The sequence below is a fragment of the Mucilaginibacter inviolabilis genome, from assembly GCF_011089895.1.
In the GTDB taxonomy this organism is placed as follows: Bacteria; Bacteroidota; Bacteroidia; order Sphingobacteriales; family Sphingobacteriaceae; genus Mucilaginibacter; species Mucilaginibacter inviolabilis.
In genome coordinates this window covers 703,855-720,274 of the sequence record NZ_JAANAT010000003.1, presented here as the reverse complement: position 1 = coordinate 720,274, position 16,420 = coordinate 703,855, and the positions used below count along the sequence as shown (strand labels likewise).

14 protein-coding genes are annotated in these 16,420 nt (G+C 44.0%); 1 reads left to right on the top strand and 13 read right to left on the bottom strand.

Translation table 11 applies throughout. From position 1 onward, the window contains the following. Positions 1 to 2: 2 nt before the first annotated feature. From G7092_RS23075 to G7092_RS23020, 12 genes are all read right to left on the bottom strand, one after another. A complete protein-coding gene (locus G7092_RS23075; protein ID WP_166093010.1) occupies positions 3 to 845 on the bottom strand; it encodes an SDR family oxidoreductase in 843 nt (280 codons plus the stop codon). A 50-nt stretch (positions 846 to 895) separates the two neighbouring features. Further along, positions 896 to 1,756 (bottom strand): SDR family NAD(P)-dependent oxidoreductase, encoded by an 861-nt coding sequence (locus G7092_RS23070; protein ID WP_166093008.1) that lies wholly within the window; start codon positions 1,754 to 1,756, stop codon positions 896 to 898. Between the two features lie 346 nt (positions 1,757 to 2,102). Further along, positions 2,103 to 3,002, bottom strand: coding sequence for a helix-turn-helix domain-containing protein (locus tag G7092_RS23065; protein WP_166093006.1), 900 nt, complete (start codon positions 3,000 to 3,002; stop codon positions 2,103 to 2,105). 534 nt (positions 3,003 to 3,536) lie between these two features. Further along, positions 3,537 to 4,268 (bottom strand): 6-phosphogluconolactonase, encoded by a 732-nt coding sequence (gene pgl / locus G7092_RS23060; RefSeq protein ID WP_166093004.1) that lies wholly within the window; start codon positions 4,266 to 4,268, stop codon positions 3,537 to 3,539. A 259-nt stretch (positions 4,269 to 4,527) separates the two neighbouring features. Next, positions 4,528 to 6,045 carry a glucose-6-phosphate dehydrogenase gene (gene zwf, locus G7092_RS23055; RefSeq protein ID WP_166093002.1) on the bottom strand — a complete coding sequence of 506 codons (1,518 nt, stop codon included), beginning with the start codon at positions 6,043 to 6,045 and terminating at the stop codon, positions 4,528 to 4,530. A 49-nt stretch (positions 6,046 to 6,094) separates the two neighbouring features. Further along, complete coding sequence (locus tag G7092_RS23050; protein ID WP_166093000.1) at positions 6,095 to 6,448, bottom strand: four helix bundle protein; 354 nt, start codon at positions 6,446 to 6,448, stop codon at positions 6,095 to 6,097. 140 nt (positions 6,449 to 6,588) lie between these two features. Further along, a complete protein-coding gene (gene gnd / locus G7092_RS23045) occupies positions 6,589 to 8,013 on the bottom strand; it encodes an NADP-dependent phosphogluconate dehydrogenase (protein WP_166092998.1) in 1,425 nt (474 codons plus the stop codon). A 137-nt stretch (positions 8,014 to 8,150) separates the two neighbouring features. Then, on the bottom strand, positions 8,151 to 8,777 hold the full coding sequence (locus tag G7092_RS23040) for an HAD family hydrolase (RefSeq protein WP_166092996.1): 627 nt from the start codon (positions 8,775 to 8,777) through the stop codon (positions 8,151 to 8,153). A gap of 7 nt (positions 8,778 to 8,784) precedes the next feature. Next, positions 8,785 to 9,882, bottom strand: coding sequence for a transaldolase (gene tal, locus G7092_RS23035; protein ID WP_166092994.1), 1,098 nt, complete (start codon positions 9,880 to 9,882; stop codon positions 8,785 to 8,787). A 422-nt stretch (positions 9,883 to 10,304) separates the two neighbouring features. After that, the gene (gene rpiA / locus G7092_RS23030) at positions 10,305 to 11,012 is read right to left on the bottom strand and encodes a ribose 5-phosphate isomerase A (RefSeq protein WP_166092991.1); all 708 of its coding nucleotides are present in this window, start codon (positions 11,010 to 11,012) and stop codon (positions 10,305 to 10,307) included. A gap of 127 nt (positions 11,013 to 11,139) precedes the next feature. Next, positions 11,140 to 13,143 (bottom strand): transketolase, encoded by a 2,004-nt coding sequence (gene tkt / locus G7092_RS23025; protein ID WP_166092989.1) that lies wholly within the window; start codon positions 13,141 to 13,143, stop codon positions 11,140 to 11,142. Positions 13,144 to 13,165: 22 nt separating this feature from the next. Continuing rightward, on the bottom strand, positions 13,166 to 13,915 hold the full coding sequence (locus tag G7092_RS23020; RefSeq protein ID WP_166092987.1) for an ROK family protein: 750 nt from the start codon (positions 13,913 to 13,915) through the stop codon (positions 13,166 to 13,168). 479 nt (positions 13,916 to 14,394) lie between these two features. Between G7092_RS23020 and bla the strand changes: the two genes are divergently transcribed. Then, positions 14,395 to 15,270: a class A beta-lactamase gene (bla, locus tag G7092_RS23015; protein WP_166092985.1), complete on the top strand. Its 876-nt coding sequence runs from the start codon at positions 14,395 to 14,397 to the stop codon at positions 15,268 to 15,270. Between the two features lie 250 nt (positions 15,271 to 15,520). Here bla and G7092_RS23010 read toward each other — a convergent pair whose 3' ends face one another. After that, complete coding sequence (locus G7092_RS23010; RefSeq protein WP_166092982.1) at positions 15,521 to 16,393, bottom strand: CPBP family intramembrane glutamic endopeptidase; 873 nt, start codon at positions 16,391 to 16,393, stop codon at positions 15,521 to 15,523. Positions 16,394 to 16,420: the final 27 nt, after the last annotated feature.

The window sequence follows — 16,420 nt, the reverse complement described above, 5'->3', positions numbered from 1 at the left end:
ATTTATACTATTGCTGTTGAGGTTGTTAAATCTTTCCAGGCTTCCAAATCGCCCTGAACAGAAGCTATCTTATTATTTGCTGCATTGTAAGCATCCTCGCCCAAAAACAAATTAACCGGTGGGTTTTCGGCATTTACAATTTCAATCATAGCATCCGCTGCCTTATCCGGATCTCCGGCTTGCTGCTGATTCAGTTCGTTCTGGTGCAGATCTTGCGAAGCGCGCACATTTTGATAAGCATCTATCTGGTGTTTAGGTGCTACCAACGAACCTTCTGACAGGAAGTTGGTGCGGAAATAGCCAGGTTGTACTATAGTTACTTTAATACCAAACGGCTTCACTTCTTCGGCTAATGACTCAGAAAAACCATTTACGGCAAACTTGGTAGCACAATAGATGCCGAAACCCGGAAAGCTGCCGGTAAAGCCACCTATTGATGATATATTAAGGATATGACCCGACTGCTGTTTGCGCAGATATGGCAATGCCTTACGAATAACATTTAGGGAGCCGAATACGTTGACATCAAAATTGTCACGGGCTTCCTGATCTGTTAATTCCTCCAGACCGCCAACCAGGCCATAACCAGCGTTGTTAACCACCACATCAATTTTACCAAAAGTGCTTACGGTCAGTTCAATGGCTTCCTGTACACTTTCTTCATTTTTGATATTTACGGCCAGCGGCAAAAACTGATCGCTATGAGTACCAACGGCTTTATTCAGGTCGCTCAGGCTTCTGGAGGTAGCGGCTACCTGATAGCCTTCTTTTAATAATTTTTTCACTAAGGAGAGTCCCAGGCCTTTAGAGGCGCCGGTTACAAACCAAACTTTTTTATTGCTCATTTTCTTGTTTTTAAATGTGTTTTAATAGATATAGGGTTGAGATGGTGTTTTTAATTAACCTTCAAATCGTGTTCAAGGTCAGTTGAACAGGTAAGCTCTTCCCACTCGTGGATCTCTTTGTACATCGAATCCAATTTGGTTAAGGCCCGGTTGTAGGCATCGCCGCCTAACAGTAAATGCAATGGGGGATTCTCCAAACCAACAACTTTGATGATGGATGCGGCAGCTTTTTCCGGATCACCTGCCTGCTCGCCATCCATTTTCAGGTACTTGGCATGAGTTTCCCGTACATCCGCATAATCAGCTATCGGATTTTCGGTCATGCTTAGTGAATCAGGGGTCAGGAAGCTAGTCCTGAAAGCGCCTGGCGCAACTACTGTAACTTTTATACCCAAGGCTTTTACATCTGCGGCCAACACTTCCGACAGACCGATAACCGCGTATTTAGCAGCACCATAAATAGCCCAGCCGGTTCCCGGGGCAATACCGGCTATTGACGAGATATTGATAATATGACCCGAACGCTGTTTGCGTAAATAAGGCATCGCAAACCTGATGACGTTGAGGGTAGCAAATACATTTACATCAAATGCCTGGCGGGCTTCTTTATCGGTCAGTTCTTCAATAGCGCCACCCATGCCATAACCGGCATTGTTGATCACTACATCTATCTGGCCGAAAGTTTCATAAGTATGCTGCAGGGCCAGGGATACACTGGCTTCGTTCACCAGGTTAACCTGTAGCGGTAAAAAGTTATTATTGTTTGGGGTGTTAACTGCTTTTATTAACTCCTCTTGATTTCTGGAGGTGGCGGCAACAAGCTGACCAGCATCCAATAATTGTTTTACTAAGCTGAGTCCAAATCCTTTGGAAGCACCAGTAATAAACCATACTTTTTTGTTGTTGTCCATTTTTGTTCTAATTGATAGAACAAAGGTAGGCTAGCAGGCAGGCCTGTGCATTACGTCAATCAAACCAATGGTTACAAAATTCAAACAATTTCAATTTTGGCACTCTATTTTAATTTGGCTTTGGAGAGGGATATACAGCGCGGTTATAACAAATATAACGAATTGCTGCGACGAAAACAAAAGGAAGGCCACATTTGAGACTTCATATAATGGACAATTCCCCAAGCGTCATTGCGAGGCACGAAGCAATCTCTATGCTATACAGAGCGACTCTGTAAATTGGGGATTGCTTCGTGCCTCGCAATGACGCGTGGGTTAAAAGCGAGCCCTTCGACCGCATTGGGAATTAAATATTCCTGAATGACGATGGCGTAAGCTGCGTTTGTTTCTTGAAAAAGTTATTGAAATGTGTAGGCTCTTCAAAGCCCAGACAGTAACCTATTTCTGATATATTCCAATCGGTGTGCTTGAGGAGCGATTTGGCTTCGCTCAGCAAACGATCGGCTATGTGATCGGTTGTGGTTCTGCCGGTGGTTTCGCGGATGGCACGATTGAGGTGATTAACGTGTACCGACAAACGCTGAGCAAAATCATTAGCCGAACGCAGGGAAAACCGCTGCGCAGGGTTCTCTATCGGGAACTGACGTTCCAGCAGCTCTGTAAATATCGAGGTGATGCGGCTTTTGGCATCCGCGTGCTTATACACATTTTCTGACGGCTGTGTTTTAAGGGCATAGTAAGCCATTTCTGTCACATAATTGCGGATCAGATCATATTTAAAATCGTAATCGGAACCTATTTCATCCAGCATCTTGGTAAACAATCCGGTCACATAACGGTCCTGATCATCATTTAAATTATATACCGGCTTGGCGCCCAGGGCAAACATCGGCAGTTCGCTTAAACCACCCCGGAAACGCTCGGTAAAGAAAGCTTCGGTGAAGATGCAGAAGAACCCTGTACGGTCATCAGACATATGTTCAAAGGTATAAGGCACATGCGGACTAAAAAACATCAGCGAAGTACCAGACAGCGTAATGCTTTTATCGGCATAGTGAATAATATTATCGCCGCGCATCAGGCTCACCTTATAAAAGCTCCTGCGGCTATAGGTAACCGGCTTGGCATTAGGGCCAATACAGTCCTCAATCCTGAAAACGTTAAAGTGACCGATGTTTTGCTGCAGGTTATTGGGCAGCCAGTCAAATTTATTGAGGTAAAAATCTTCGAGTGTTTCTGTTGCCATATCCAAAGTTACAAAATTCAAACACAGGCACAAATCAGCATTGTCTACAAAAGGTCATTTTGACCTTGTATTTTAACAAATTTTAACATTTTTTGAGCCATTTTATCTCTAAAACTCATTCAAAAAAGGCCATTTTAACACTTTTTAACAAATTTTAACACAGTTTTAGTTAGTTATTGATGAGTTTGTAATAGGGTCAGGATATTTTAGAGATCACCGCATGAGAAGGACTTACCTGTTTGCGAAACCCCTTCCTCCCCTTCCCGAGGGAAGGAATCGCACGGGCTGTTGCTTTTTCCGGATCAATTCGATCTTGCGATCTTGCGATCGTTTGCAACGAGTGCTTAACATGGGTTTGCGTTTAAAACGCAAGGGCGATGCAATCGCCTAACCACAATAAGCACTCGTTGCAAACGAGCGCAAGTAAGACGACAGGCGCTGTATTATCCCACAAAAAAAGAGACGCATAATATGCGTCTCTACAGTATTCTTTTATCAGAAAAATCGTCTAGTCCTAAAATCAGGGTTCAGATATTATTCCTGCTCTTCCAGATCAGCGGCAGCGGCTTCGTCTAGGAACCATAGGGTTTCACCGGCGATAGAATCGATCAGCTGCGCTGGATATTCTTCAATATCCTCGTCATCTTCCAGTACATGGTGTACCGCGATAGCTTTACCTTCGCCATAAACCAGGAACGCGATATAACGCCCTTCGTTGATGAGCGGGGCATTCAGCGTAATGCGCCATACCTGCTGATCTTCCAGCCAAACTTCTTTTACGCCTGGTTTGGTATCATGTAATACCGGTGTATGTGGAAATAGGGAAGCAGTGTGCGAGTTATCTCCTAAACCTAACAATACCAGGTCAAAGCTTGGTTCATCCTCATCAAAGAACGTGCTGATCAGGTTCCAGTATTTGGCGGCGGCTTCAGCCGGTTCAAAGGTGGTATCAACAGCAAATACATTCGCCGGACTAATCAGTAAAGGCTCAAACAGTGCCTTTTTAGCCATCAGGTAATTGCTGTCTTTATGATCCTGCGGTACATTACGCTCATCGCCAAAAAAGAAAAATACTTTTTCCCAGTCCAGCTGGTCGGCATAGGAGGTAGAAGCCAGCAGCTCATACAGTTTTTTTGGCGAGCTCCCGCCAGATAAAGCCACGGTAAACTTACCTCTTTCGGTGATGGACTCGTTACCTATCTTAATAAAATAATCTGCCAACCCGGTTAGTACCTCATCAGCAGTATTAAAAACATTTAATTTCATAGTAGTGAGTTGTGAGTAGAGAGTTGTGAGTAGTCCGTTCTGTATGCTTTCCTTTAATAAAACACAAAACTAACCCTCAAACTTATCACTCTCATTATTATTTCTTCTTCGCTGTTCGAAGCCTATGACTTCGAACGATTATGCCTGTAGTTTGCAACTACAGGCATAACTCCTTATCTCTTATTATCATGTAGTCTGAAGACTACAAACATAGTCGTCCGAAGTCAGAGACTTCGAACAACGCAGCCCTAATTACTTATTAACTTTTTTTCCCATTTACCGGCAGGGTGAACCAGGTAAATCCGTCGCGGGCAATGAGTGCTTCGGCGGCTTCCGGTCCCCATGAATCAGCAGAATAGTTAGGGAAATTCAGGCTCTTTTTATTTTGCCAGGTGCTCAGGATCGGCATTACCAGTTCCCATGCGGCCTCTACCTGGTCGCCACGCATAAACAGGGTTTGATCGCCCAGCATGGTATCCAGTATCAGCGTTTCATAAGCTTCTGGTGCCTGGTTGGTATAGGTGCCTTTGTAATCAAACACCATATCCACGGCGTTCAGCACCATGTCAATACCCGGGCGCTTGGCCTGTACCTGCAAACGAATGCTCATTTCGGGCTGTATGCTGATGATGAGCCTGTTTTGCTGCCAGCTTTCGGCGGCTTCGGTAGGGAATATCAGGTGAGGAACATCCTTAAACTGAATGGTAATAACCGATGACGACTGGTGCATACGTTTACCTGTACGCAGGTAAAACGGCACACCTTGCCAGCGCCAGTTATCAATAAAGAATTTGATAGCGGCAAAAGTTTCGGTGTTTGATTCCGGATTAACTTTTGGCTCTTCGCGATAGCCCGGTACTTCTTTACCTTTCATCCAGCCGCTGCCGTACTGACCCCTAACGGCCGAATTACGTACATCTTCCGGACCAAATTTGCGCATGGCTTTCAATACGTCAACCTTGCGGTCGCGCACTTCGTCGGCGCTAAAGCTTACCGGTGGTTCCATGGCTATGTGGCAAAGCAGCTGCAATAAGTGATTCTGGATCATGTCGCGCATAGCGCCAGATCCGTCGTAATAGTCGCCCCGTTCTTCCACACCCAGTTGCTCGGTAACCGAGATCTGTACGTGCTCAATATAATTACGGTTCCAGAGTGGCTCCATAATGGAGTTGGCAAAGCGGAAAGCCATAATATTCTGAACGGTTTCTTTACCCAGGTAATGATCAATACGATAGATCTGTGACTCGTCAAAAATACCAGACAATAGCTTGTTTAGCTCTTTGGCGGTTTCCAGATCGTGACCAAATGGTTTCTCGATGATGATACGTACGCGTTTCTTATCGTCGGCCAGTTTGGCTTTTGATATGTTCGAGGCGATGATCGGGAAGAAGTTTGGTGCTACAGCCAGGTAAAATATAACGTTGGCTTTAACTTTCCAATCTGCGTTATGTTTTTCGATACGCTTGCCAAACTCTTTATAAGTTTCAAAATCGTTGGCATCTGATACCTGGTAATAGATGTTTTTTACAAAGTCGGCCCATTTTTTCTCGTCAACTTTACCGCTGCGCGAAAACTGATTGATATCGTTATGCAAGTTCTCGCGGAATTGCTCGTCAGTCAGTTTGGTACGACCGGTTCCTATAATGGAATATTGTTTTGGCAGCCATCCATCTAAAAATAGATTATACAGGGCCGGCGCAATTTTCCGTGAATTTAAATCCCCCGTGCCACCAAAAATGATGAATATAGTAGGATCTGATTTAGTTTGTGTGCTCATTTTGTTTTTTCTTAGTATCAAGTAGTTAGTATCAAGTATCAAGATTTTTTTAGGTGGTGAGGCTTTTTTGCAAGCCATATACCATTTTTTGTATCTCTGTAATTATTGTGCTGGTTTCATCCAGCTTTTCCTGGCTTATATAATTAAACTCTTTAGCAATAATCAATTGCGTTTCCAATTCAAAGGAAGATCCTAATGCTATACTTAAAAAGTGGTACAGCTCTTTATCAGATCTTCTTCCGCAACCTTCTGCAATATTAGAAGGTATTGAAATAGCCGATCGTATCATTTGGGAAATTAATCCATATTTCTCTTCGGCAGGTAAAGCTTTGCATAATTGAAATACAATTTTCGATATTTCGATTCCTGCTTTCCATACTTTCAGTTCCTTGAAATTATGCATTCCTGTTCTGATACCTGATATTAACTCTCTTTATTCATTAGTATTTAGCTAGTATCAAGTAGCTAGTATCAAGTATCAAGACTAAAAACGGCATTGATAGCACATGAAAAATCTTGATACTTGATACTAGCTACTTGATACTAATCTTCTGGCGACCATTGTGTATGGAAGGTGCCTTCTTTGCCGATCAGCTCGTAAGTATGCGCGCCGAAATAGTCGCGCTGAGCCTGGATCAGGTTGGATGGCATTCTTGCACTGCGGAAAGCGTCGAAGTAACTTAACGATGCGGCGTAGGCTGGTGCAGCTACCCCGGCAGCAATAGTTTTTGACAATACTTTTCTGATGCCTGGTACCACGCTTTCTACAATCGACTGTACGTTTGAATCCAGCAGCAGGTGTTCCAGTTTGGCATCTTTTTCGTAAGCTTTGAAAATATCGTTCAGGAATTTTGAACGGATAATACAGCCGCCTCTCCAGATCTTGGCGATTTCGCCCAGGTGCAGGTCATAGTTATACTCTGCTGATGCGTTCGACAGCAAATGCATGCCCTGTGCGTAGCTGATGATCATGGTGAAATAGAACGCCTGCTCCAATGCAGCTACCAGCTCGGCTTTATCGGCATCCAATACAATTGGGTCTTTAGCGTACAGTGAAGCTGCTTTTTCACGCAGTTGTTTGTATTTCGACAGATCGCGCATGGCTACCGCGGTGTCTACCGTAGGGATAGGTGCCTGCAGGTCCATAGCCACTTGCGATGTCCATTTACCGGTACCTTTGGCACGGGCCTCGTCTTTAATATCATCTAATAATAAATGATCGGTACCCGGTGCTTTGAATTTGAAAATATCCTTGGTGATATCCAGCAGGAATGACTGCAGACGACCTTCGTTCCACTCGGCAAAAATTTTACCAATCTCGTCGTTATCCAGTTTCAAACCTTTTTTCAGGATCTCGTAGGTTTCAGCAATCAGCTGCATAATACCATACTCGATACCGTTGTGCACCATTTTAACAAAGTGACCAGATGCACCCGGACCAATGTAGGTTACGCAAGGTACACCATCAACTTTGGCGGCAATGGCCTCAAAAATAGGCTTCATTACGTTGTAGGCATCTTTATCGCCACCCGGCATCATGCTCGGGCCACGACGCGCGCCTTCTTCGCCACCAGAAACACCCATGCCAAAGAAATGCAGGCCAATGGCTTCCAGTTCTTCTACACGACGGTTGGTATCGGTAAAGTGCGAGTTACCGCCATCGATCAGGATATCGCCTTTCTCCAATAGCGGAGTCAGTTCTTCAATTACGCTATCCACAATTTTACCGGCCGGCACCAGCATCATGATGGCACGTGGCGTGGTTAAACTCTGGATAAATTCTTTTACATCGCTAAAACCTTTAGCGGCACGATCGCCGGCTTCTTCGTTCAGTGATGCTACTTTGGTGGTATCTTTATCATGTCCGGCTACTGCAAAACCGTGGTCGGCCATGTTTAGCAGCAAGCTGCGGCCCATAACACCCAGGCCTATCATACCGAAAGCATATTTATTGTCTGTTGCGCTCATTTTGTTTGTTTATTGGTTCACTTGTTCATTGGTTCATTAGTTAGCTTGTTGGTTCATTAGTTCACTGGTTTATTAGTGAATACTTTATTAATAATATTGCTCACTGGAAAAGACCAATGAACTAATGAACCAGTGAACTAATGAACGCCGTTCTCTTTCTTCAGATCTTCTAATATTTTCTTGGTGGTCTCGAAATCGGTGTGCTGGAACGCACGGATACCCAATTTCTGGGCCGTGTTCACAAACATGATACGATCGTCAAAATACACACATTGCTGCGGGGAAGCCTGGGCAATACCCATGGCCAACTGCCAGATACCCGGATCGGGTTTGCGCATTTTAACTTCGCACGATGATACAAAAGCATCAAAGCACTCATGCAGCTTGAATTTCTTAACCCGGTAATCGTTCAGTTCCTTGCCTTCGTTATTGAGCGAAATGATGCGGAAACCGCAGTCTTTTTTCCACTCTTTCAACCAGGCCAGTGTATCGCCCAGTACAACCGACTGGGAAAACATGAACTCTTTAAAATCCTCACGAACAAAATCGCGCGGATGATTAAAAATTACCGTATCCAGGTATTCGTCGAGCGTGATGCTGCCAATTTCATATACGTTGAATACAAAGTTGTGCAGCTCATTCACTTCGGCATGATCGAGCCCGAATTTTTCGCAGGCCAGCTTACGCGAATCGCGCCCCCAGCCGTTGGTGAGCAAAATGCCACCAACGTCAAAAAAGAGGATTTTAATATTTGCTGCTTCCATGGTGCAATTAGCTTACTTTGCTTTTTTGCTCCTCGATAGCGTTCAATAATTTTTCGAATGGCTTGTTGAATTTCTCGATGCCTTCATCTTCCAGTTGCTGGGTGATAGCGGCAAGATCGATACCTAAGCTTGGCAGTTTAGCTAAAACTTCGGTAGCTTTATCTAAACCGGCTTCTAAAGTGTTGGCGGCAATACCATGATCGCGGAAAGCGTCAACAGTTTCCAATGGAACGGTATCCACAGTATCCGGACCGATCAGGGCCTCCACATATTTGGTGTCTTTAAAAGCAGGGTTTTTGCTGCCGGTACTTGCCCAAAGCAGGCGTTGTGGCTGAGCGCCTTTGGCTGCCAGTTTTTTCCACCTTTCGGAGCTGAACACTCTTTTGTAAATTTCGTATGCTTTTTTTGCTGACGCGATAGCAACTTCGCCAACCAGGTCTTTTTCGCCTTTAGCTTCCAACAGCGGATCAACGATCACGTCGATACGGCTCAGGAAGAAACTGGCTACTGATGAAATATGAGCAATCTCGTGACCTGCGGCCAAATGATCTTCTAAACCAGAAATGTAGGCTTCGGTAACGGCTTCATAACGCTCTAAACCAAATAATAAGGTTACGTTGATGTTGATGCCTTTAGCGATTGACTGTCTGATAGCCGCTAAACCAGGTTGTGTTCCCGGAATTTTGATCATTACGTTGTTACGGTCAACTTTTTTCCAAAGCTCTTCTGCTTGCTTAGCGGTACCTTCGGTATCCAAAGCTAAAAACGGAGAAACTTCTAAACTTACGTAACCATCAACTTTGTTTGATTCGGTGTAGATACCTTTAAACAAATCGGTTGCCTGCTGAATGTCTTTTACGGCCAAACCAAAAAACAGCTGCTCATTGTCGTCAGTGGTTTTTGACAGCTCAACAATATCGTTATCATAGTCGGAGCTGCTGGTGATGGCTTTTTCAAAAATGGCCGGGTTTGAGGTTACGCCTCTAACACCATCTTCATCGATCAGTTTTTTTAACTTTCCGGATGCCATGATCTCCCGATCAATAAAATCAAGCCAGATGCTTTGTCCGAAACTATGTATTTGCTTTACATTATTAGTTGCCATTTTATTAGGTTGTTTTAAAGTTCAAAATTCAATTTATGAGGTAGATGTATTTTTTGTGCCAATGGCGGTTTTACCTCCCCAACCGCCTGCATTTGTATTATAGGTTAAAGTTCCTAATTTATATTGTAAAACAGGTAACCTGAGTATCATTTAGCCCCCTCTAAATCTCCCCCTAAAAGGTGAGACTTTTAAAAAGACATAATTCATTCATCCCCGTTGTTTGTGTCCTCACAAACAACTATTCTTGATTGCCCAAACACGGGTTGTTTGTGAGGACACAAACAACGGGAGAGGCTGTCACCCTGAACTTGTCGAAGGGTTGTGCGCAGAGGCCACTACACCATGCTTCGACAAGCTCAGCATGACACCCTTTTTCTTTTCAGAGTCCTTATTCCTTGCTCCCCAAATCCATTATCCCTTCCCTACGTATTCGACGCCACCAAAATTTGCAGGTTATAGCCTATAAAAAGCCCGCTTTCAATAACGCCGGTGATCGATTTGATATCCCGTTCCATCGTGCTGCCTATCTCATCAAATTTACAATCCAGTATCATGTTGCCGTTCTCGGTAATTACCGGTCCGTCTTTACCCTTTGCCGGGCGAAGCAGAATGTCGTTAGCACCCAGTTGCTGCAGTTCTTTTTCTGCATACAACAAGGCCTGCGGAAATACCTCAACCGGAACGGGAAAATTCGCGCCTAATTTAGTTACCATTTTCGAATCGTCAACAATAATATAGCTTACCTCGCTCGAGCTGATGAGTAGTTTTTCTTTAAACATGGCCCCGCCGCGCCCTTTGATCAGGCTGTTGTTGGGGTCGACCTCATCGGCGCCATCAAACAGCCAGTCGGGTTTGTTTTCATACAGGGATGTTAAAGGCACGCCCAGTTTGCTGCAAAACATGGATAGCTCCAGCGATGTAGGGATGGCCTTTACGTTCAGCTTTTCTTCCTTTATCCTTTTGGCTATAGCAACGAGGGCCAGGTAAGCGGTCGAGCCCGAGCCCACGCCCAGGATATCGCCATCCTTTACCTTCGCGGCAATTTCATCGGCCACCTTCTGCTTACCGCTGATGTGGGTGATCTCCGACGACCATTCCAGGTTTGTGATTAAATTGCTATTCCAATCCATATTTTTATTAGTATCAAGTAGCTAGTATCAAGTATCAAGACTTTTCATTGTCTTTTTAACCAGTACCAAATATCAAGATGTAAAACATTTTCTTGATACTTGATACTAACTACTTGATACTAAACCACTATAACAAAGCTTTAGCGCGGGCTACTACGTTCTCTACCGTAAAACCAAAGTGTTTGTACAGGTCTTCTGCAGGTGCCGACTCGCCAAAGGTGGTCATGCCCAGCATATCGCCTTCGTCGGTAGTGTATTTGTGCCAGCCCATTGGGGATGCCATTTCTACAGCCAAACGTTTGCGGTTTGCTTTGGGGAATATCTTTTCTTTATAAGCGGCATCCTGTTTCTCGAACAACTCCCATGATGGGAAACTTACCACACGGGTGGAGATACCTTCGGCTTCTAACTTAGTTTGGGCTTCCATAATCAACGATACTTCAGAGCCGGTTGCTATCAGGATCAGATCCGGACCTTTGCTGCCTTCTGATACAATGTATGCGCCTTTTTCCAAATCACTGGCTTTACCATATTTATCCTGGTCAAGGATAGGCAAACCCTGACGGGTGAACACCAATACAGTAGGACCACCTTTTTTCTCGATAGCCACTTTCCACGCAAATGCGGTTTCGTTTGCATCAGCCGGACGGATAACGGTTACGTTAGGGATGGCACGCAATGTTGCTAAGTGCTCGATTGGCTGGTGGGTTGTACCATCTTCACCTAAACCGATACTATCATGGGTATAAACAAATATCGGGCTCACTTTCATAATGGCTGCCAAACGGATCGGCGGGCGCATATAATCAGCAAATTGCAGGAAGGTAGCACCAAATGGCAACAGGCCTTTTGTTAAAGCCATACCATTTAAAGCCGAACCCATGGCATGCTCACGGATACCAAAGTGGAAGTTACGGCCATGCCTGTCTTCAGAAGTGAATGAGTTATATTCTTTCAGGTTGGTATCTGTTGATGGAGCTAAGTCGGCCGCGCCACCAATCAGGTTGGGCAGGTTTGCTGCAACAGCGTTCAACACTTTACCAGATGCCTGGCGGGTTGCCATTTTAGGGTCAGAGGCTTTAAATACCGGCAGTTTATCTGCCCAGCCTGCTGGTAGTTCACCTTTAAATGCGGCTTCGTACTCGGCAGCCAGTTCTGGGTATTTGGCTTTATAGTCGGCAAATAGTTTGTTCCACTTTTCCTCTTTGCCTTCGCCTTTAGCACCTTTTTCGTGGTAGTATTTGATTACCTCGTCTGGCACGTTGAATGATTTTTCAGGATCGAAACCAAAGAACTGTTTAACCAGTTTTATTTCGTCGGCACCCAGCGGCGAACCGTGTGAACCTGCAGTACCCGATTTATTTGGACTACCATAAGCGATCAATGAGCGAACACGGATCAGTGATGGCTTTTGTGTTTCGGATTTAGCGTTGATCAAAGCCAATTCTAAAGCATGGGTATCATTTACATCAGATACTTCCTGTACCTGCCAGCCGTATGCACGGAAACGGGCGCTTACATCTTCATTAAAAGCAATATCGGTACTGCCTTCAATAGAGATGTGGTTATCATCATACAGGTAAATTAAATTACCCAGTTGTAGATGACCGGCCAGTGATGCTGCTTCTGATGTTACACCTTCCATCATGTCGCCATCGCTGGTGATTGCGTAAATATTGTAGTTAAAAAGGTCGAAACCTGGTTTGTTGTAACGTGCTGCCAAATGTTTTTGCGCTATGGCGAAACCTACACCATTGGCAAAACCTTGACCCAGCGGACCGGTAGTAACATCCACACCAGGAGCCAAACCATATTCCGGGTGACCGGCAGTTTTGCTGTTCAGCTGGCGGAATTGTTTGATATCATCCAAACTCAAATCATATCCCGTTAAATACAAAAAGCTGTACTGTAATATACAGGCGTGACCTGCCGAAAGGATAAATCTGTCGCGGTTTGCCCAATCCGGGTTTTTAGGGTTATAGTTTAAAAATTTTGACCATAAAACGTGCCCCATTGGTGCAAGAGCCATCGCGGTTCCAGGGTGACCAGAGTTTGCTTTTTGTACTGCATCGGCAGATAATACCCGTACGGTATCTATCGCCAATTTTTCAATGTCTTTCGTATTTTCCATTGTTAATTCGGTGTGTATGATTTTATTTAGTTGGTGTTGCTTTTGTAATTCTGCTCTCGGCGTCAGAAAGCCATAACCGTGAGCCGCCTTTTATACCATCGGCATTGGTTACTATCTTCATATTTTTATCCAGCTTAAAAGTAAGCTTATCGGAGTTGCCGCCGCCTATATATAAAGTGTCGTAATTGAATACAGTTTTTAAAATCTCAAAAACTTTCTGCATCCGTTTGTTCCATCTTTCCTTGCCATATTTTTCCAATGCCTTCTCACCGATATACTCATCATAGTTTTTATCGGTTTTAACAGGCAATTGCGACAATTCCAGGTGGGGCAATAAATGACCATCCATTAGCAAAGCTGTACCAAAACCGGTACCCAGGGTTATTACCATTTCCAGGCCTTTGCCATCAACCACACCAAGGCCCTGCATATCCGCATCATTTACCACTTTGGCTGGCTTGCCTAATGCCTCGCCTAGTTTTGTACTCAGATCAAACCCGGTCCATAATTTGGTACCTAAGTTTGGCGCCGTTTTGATAACGCCGCCTTTTACATATCCCGGAAAACCTACCGATATATAATCATAGGAAGGAAAATTCTTCACCAGGGTCTTGATGGCTTTTATCAGATTTTCGGGACTTGCGGGCGCGGGTGTTACAATTTTATCATAGTCCATTTTCAATTCGCCCTTTTCGTTAAGGATGGTGGCTTTGATATGTGACCCACCGATATCGATGGAGAGGACTTTTACCTTGGTTGGCGTGTTCTTCATTCGTATAGATTTAGCTGTATTTAGGTGCGGCAGACTGTTAATTAAACCGGTTAAAAAAATCCCGCACGTAAATATCACATTTTTAATAATATCTGATTGTTAATTATTCAATTAAATTGGTGTAATTAATACAATAAGCACAGAGGTAAAGTTAGCGCAGCTTTTTTCTTTTCAAACCGAAATGTAAAGTATTTTACTCAATAATGGCAAAAACTGCCATAAATGTTATTTCTGTTAGAATTGATTGTTTTTATTACACTTTTTATAAACTTTTAAACAAGGAAGTTGTTTGACGGGGTTTTGGTTTTTAACCAGCCTTTGCTTATAACGTTTTTTTACTTGCGCTCGTTTGCAACGGGTGCTTAACTTGGGTTTGCGTTTAAAAACGCTATGGCGATTCTTTAAAAAAGAAAAGCGATCTATTATCATTTCACTTTTAATAGTTTTGTTGGCTTACCCACGCATTATTTATTGATTGTATGATGAAACGCTTTTTATATCTACTGCTCTTTTTACCGCTTTATACTTTTAGTCAGCCTCAATCCATCCGGCAGCAGGTTATTAAAATTGCCTCTGGTATTAAAGCGCAGGTAGGCGTTTCGGCCATGATTGTTGAAACCGGTGATACGGTGAATTATCGTGCGGGTGATAAATTCCCGATGCAAAGTGTTTATAAATTACCCATCGCGATTGCGGTATTACACCAGGTAGAATTGGGCCGGCTATCCCTTAACCAGCAGGTAAAGGTAAGTCCGACTGAAATTATCCCGGTAGGTGTTAGCCCTATTCGCGATCGTTATGCCCATGGTGTCACCCTTTCCATATTGGAGCTTTTGCGTTATAATGTTTCAGACAGTGATGGCAGCGCCTGTGATGTACTCATCAGGATTTTGGGTGGCTGTCAAAAGATAAATCAGTACATACATAGCGTCGGCATCCGGGATATAGCTATCAGCACCACCGAAATGGTACAGGTATCTGATGATTGGGTACAATACCGCAACTGGGTAAAACCCGAAGCGATGCTACTTTTATTAAAAAAGTTTTATGCCGGGCAGCTGCTTAATCGCTCGCATAATGAATTATTGCTGAACCTTATGATCAAATCCGGACCAGGTGCAAAACGATTAAAAGGCATGCTCCCGGCCCAGGCCGTTGTTGCCCATAAACCAGGTTCATCCGGTACCCATTACGGCCTTACCCGCACCACTAATGACGTTGGCATTATTACCCTGCCTAATAATAAGCACCTGTTGATAGCCGTATTTATTGCAGATACCTATGCAGATACTGAAGAACGGGAAGGCGTTATAGCCCAAATTGCTAAGGCCGCATGGGATAACTGGGGTAAGTAAAAACACATTTTTGGCGCAGAGCCTACTCACCCGGTCTATGCTTCGCCGGAGGTAAAAAAATAGATTTGTCATGCTGAACGTAGTGAAGCATCTATTATTGAACTTTTCAATTTGAAGAATAGATCCTTCGTTCCTCAGGATGACAAAAATAAAATAAAAACCCCTCTATGCGCTTCGCGCATAGAGGGGTGACGAGCGCAGCGATGTCGGGGTGAGTCAATTGCCGAGTGTTTATTTGCGCTTGTTGGCTTTACCCAGCTACACTTAATTCCTTACGTCTTGTCCAAAAGTAAATGGCGAAGCAAACAGATACAACGGCTAAAGCCGCTCCGAATTCATCGGCAAAATACTTGGTCTGCGCGTTAGCAACGGTTATCGGGGTAAAAAAACTTTGAACAAAAAGGTTATGGCTGGCATGCAGCATAACACCGGTCCACAAGCTACCTGATTTTAGTCTGAACCAGGTGCAAATGAAACTCATACTTACTATAGCTACCGTAAAACAAGTTAAGCTGTACCAGAAAGGTGTGCCCCCGTTATAGGTTCCCCATACAATTAAAGGATAGTGCCATACAGCCCAGATAATGCCGGTTATCAAAGAAGTAGCAGTGAAGCCGCTAATTTTACTAAGCCGGGGTACCAGGAAGCCCCGCCATCCTATCTCCTCGCCCAAGGCAGTAGACATGCTTGCAAAAAAGCCTATAACGCCATTAACCAGGAAAAACAAGGGAATAAAAACGCTATCAGGAAGATTACTCCAACCCAGCGATTGCTCGGCTTCTTTGATGAACTGTTTATTATAAAATCCGCCCCATCCCATCACCCAGATAATACCATAGCTGATCACCGCGTATATCAGCGGTATAAAATAAGCCCAAACCTGGTATTTCGGGTTACCCCATTGCCACCCTAAACCCTTAAAGTCGAGTTTGAGTATTTTACACGTTAGGTAAGTTGCCAGGGCCGGGCACCACATAATACCATATCCATATATACGGCCGCCAATCCGGCCCGTGCCCCCATGAAGGGTTAATATCCAAACGATAGTGCTGAAGAATAAAGTAAGTAAGAGATATACAGAAATCGATCTCTTAATTTCTGATTTTGTTTGACTTAATTCCATTTTCAAATATAATAAATATGCTAAGCA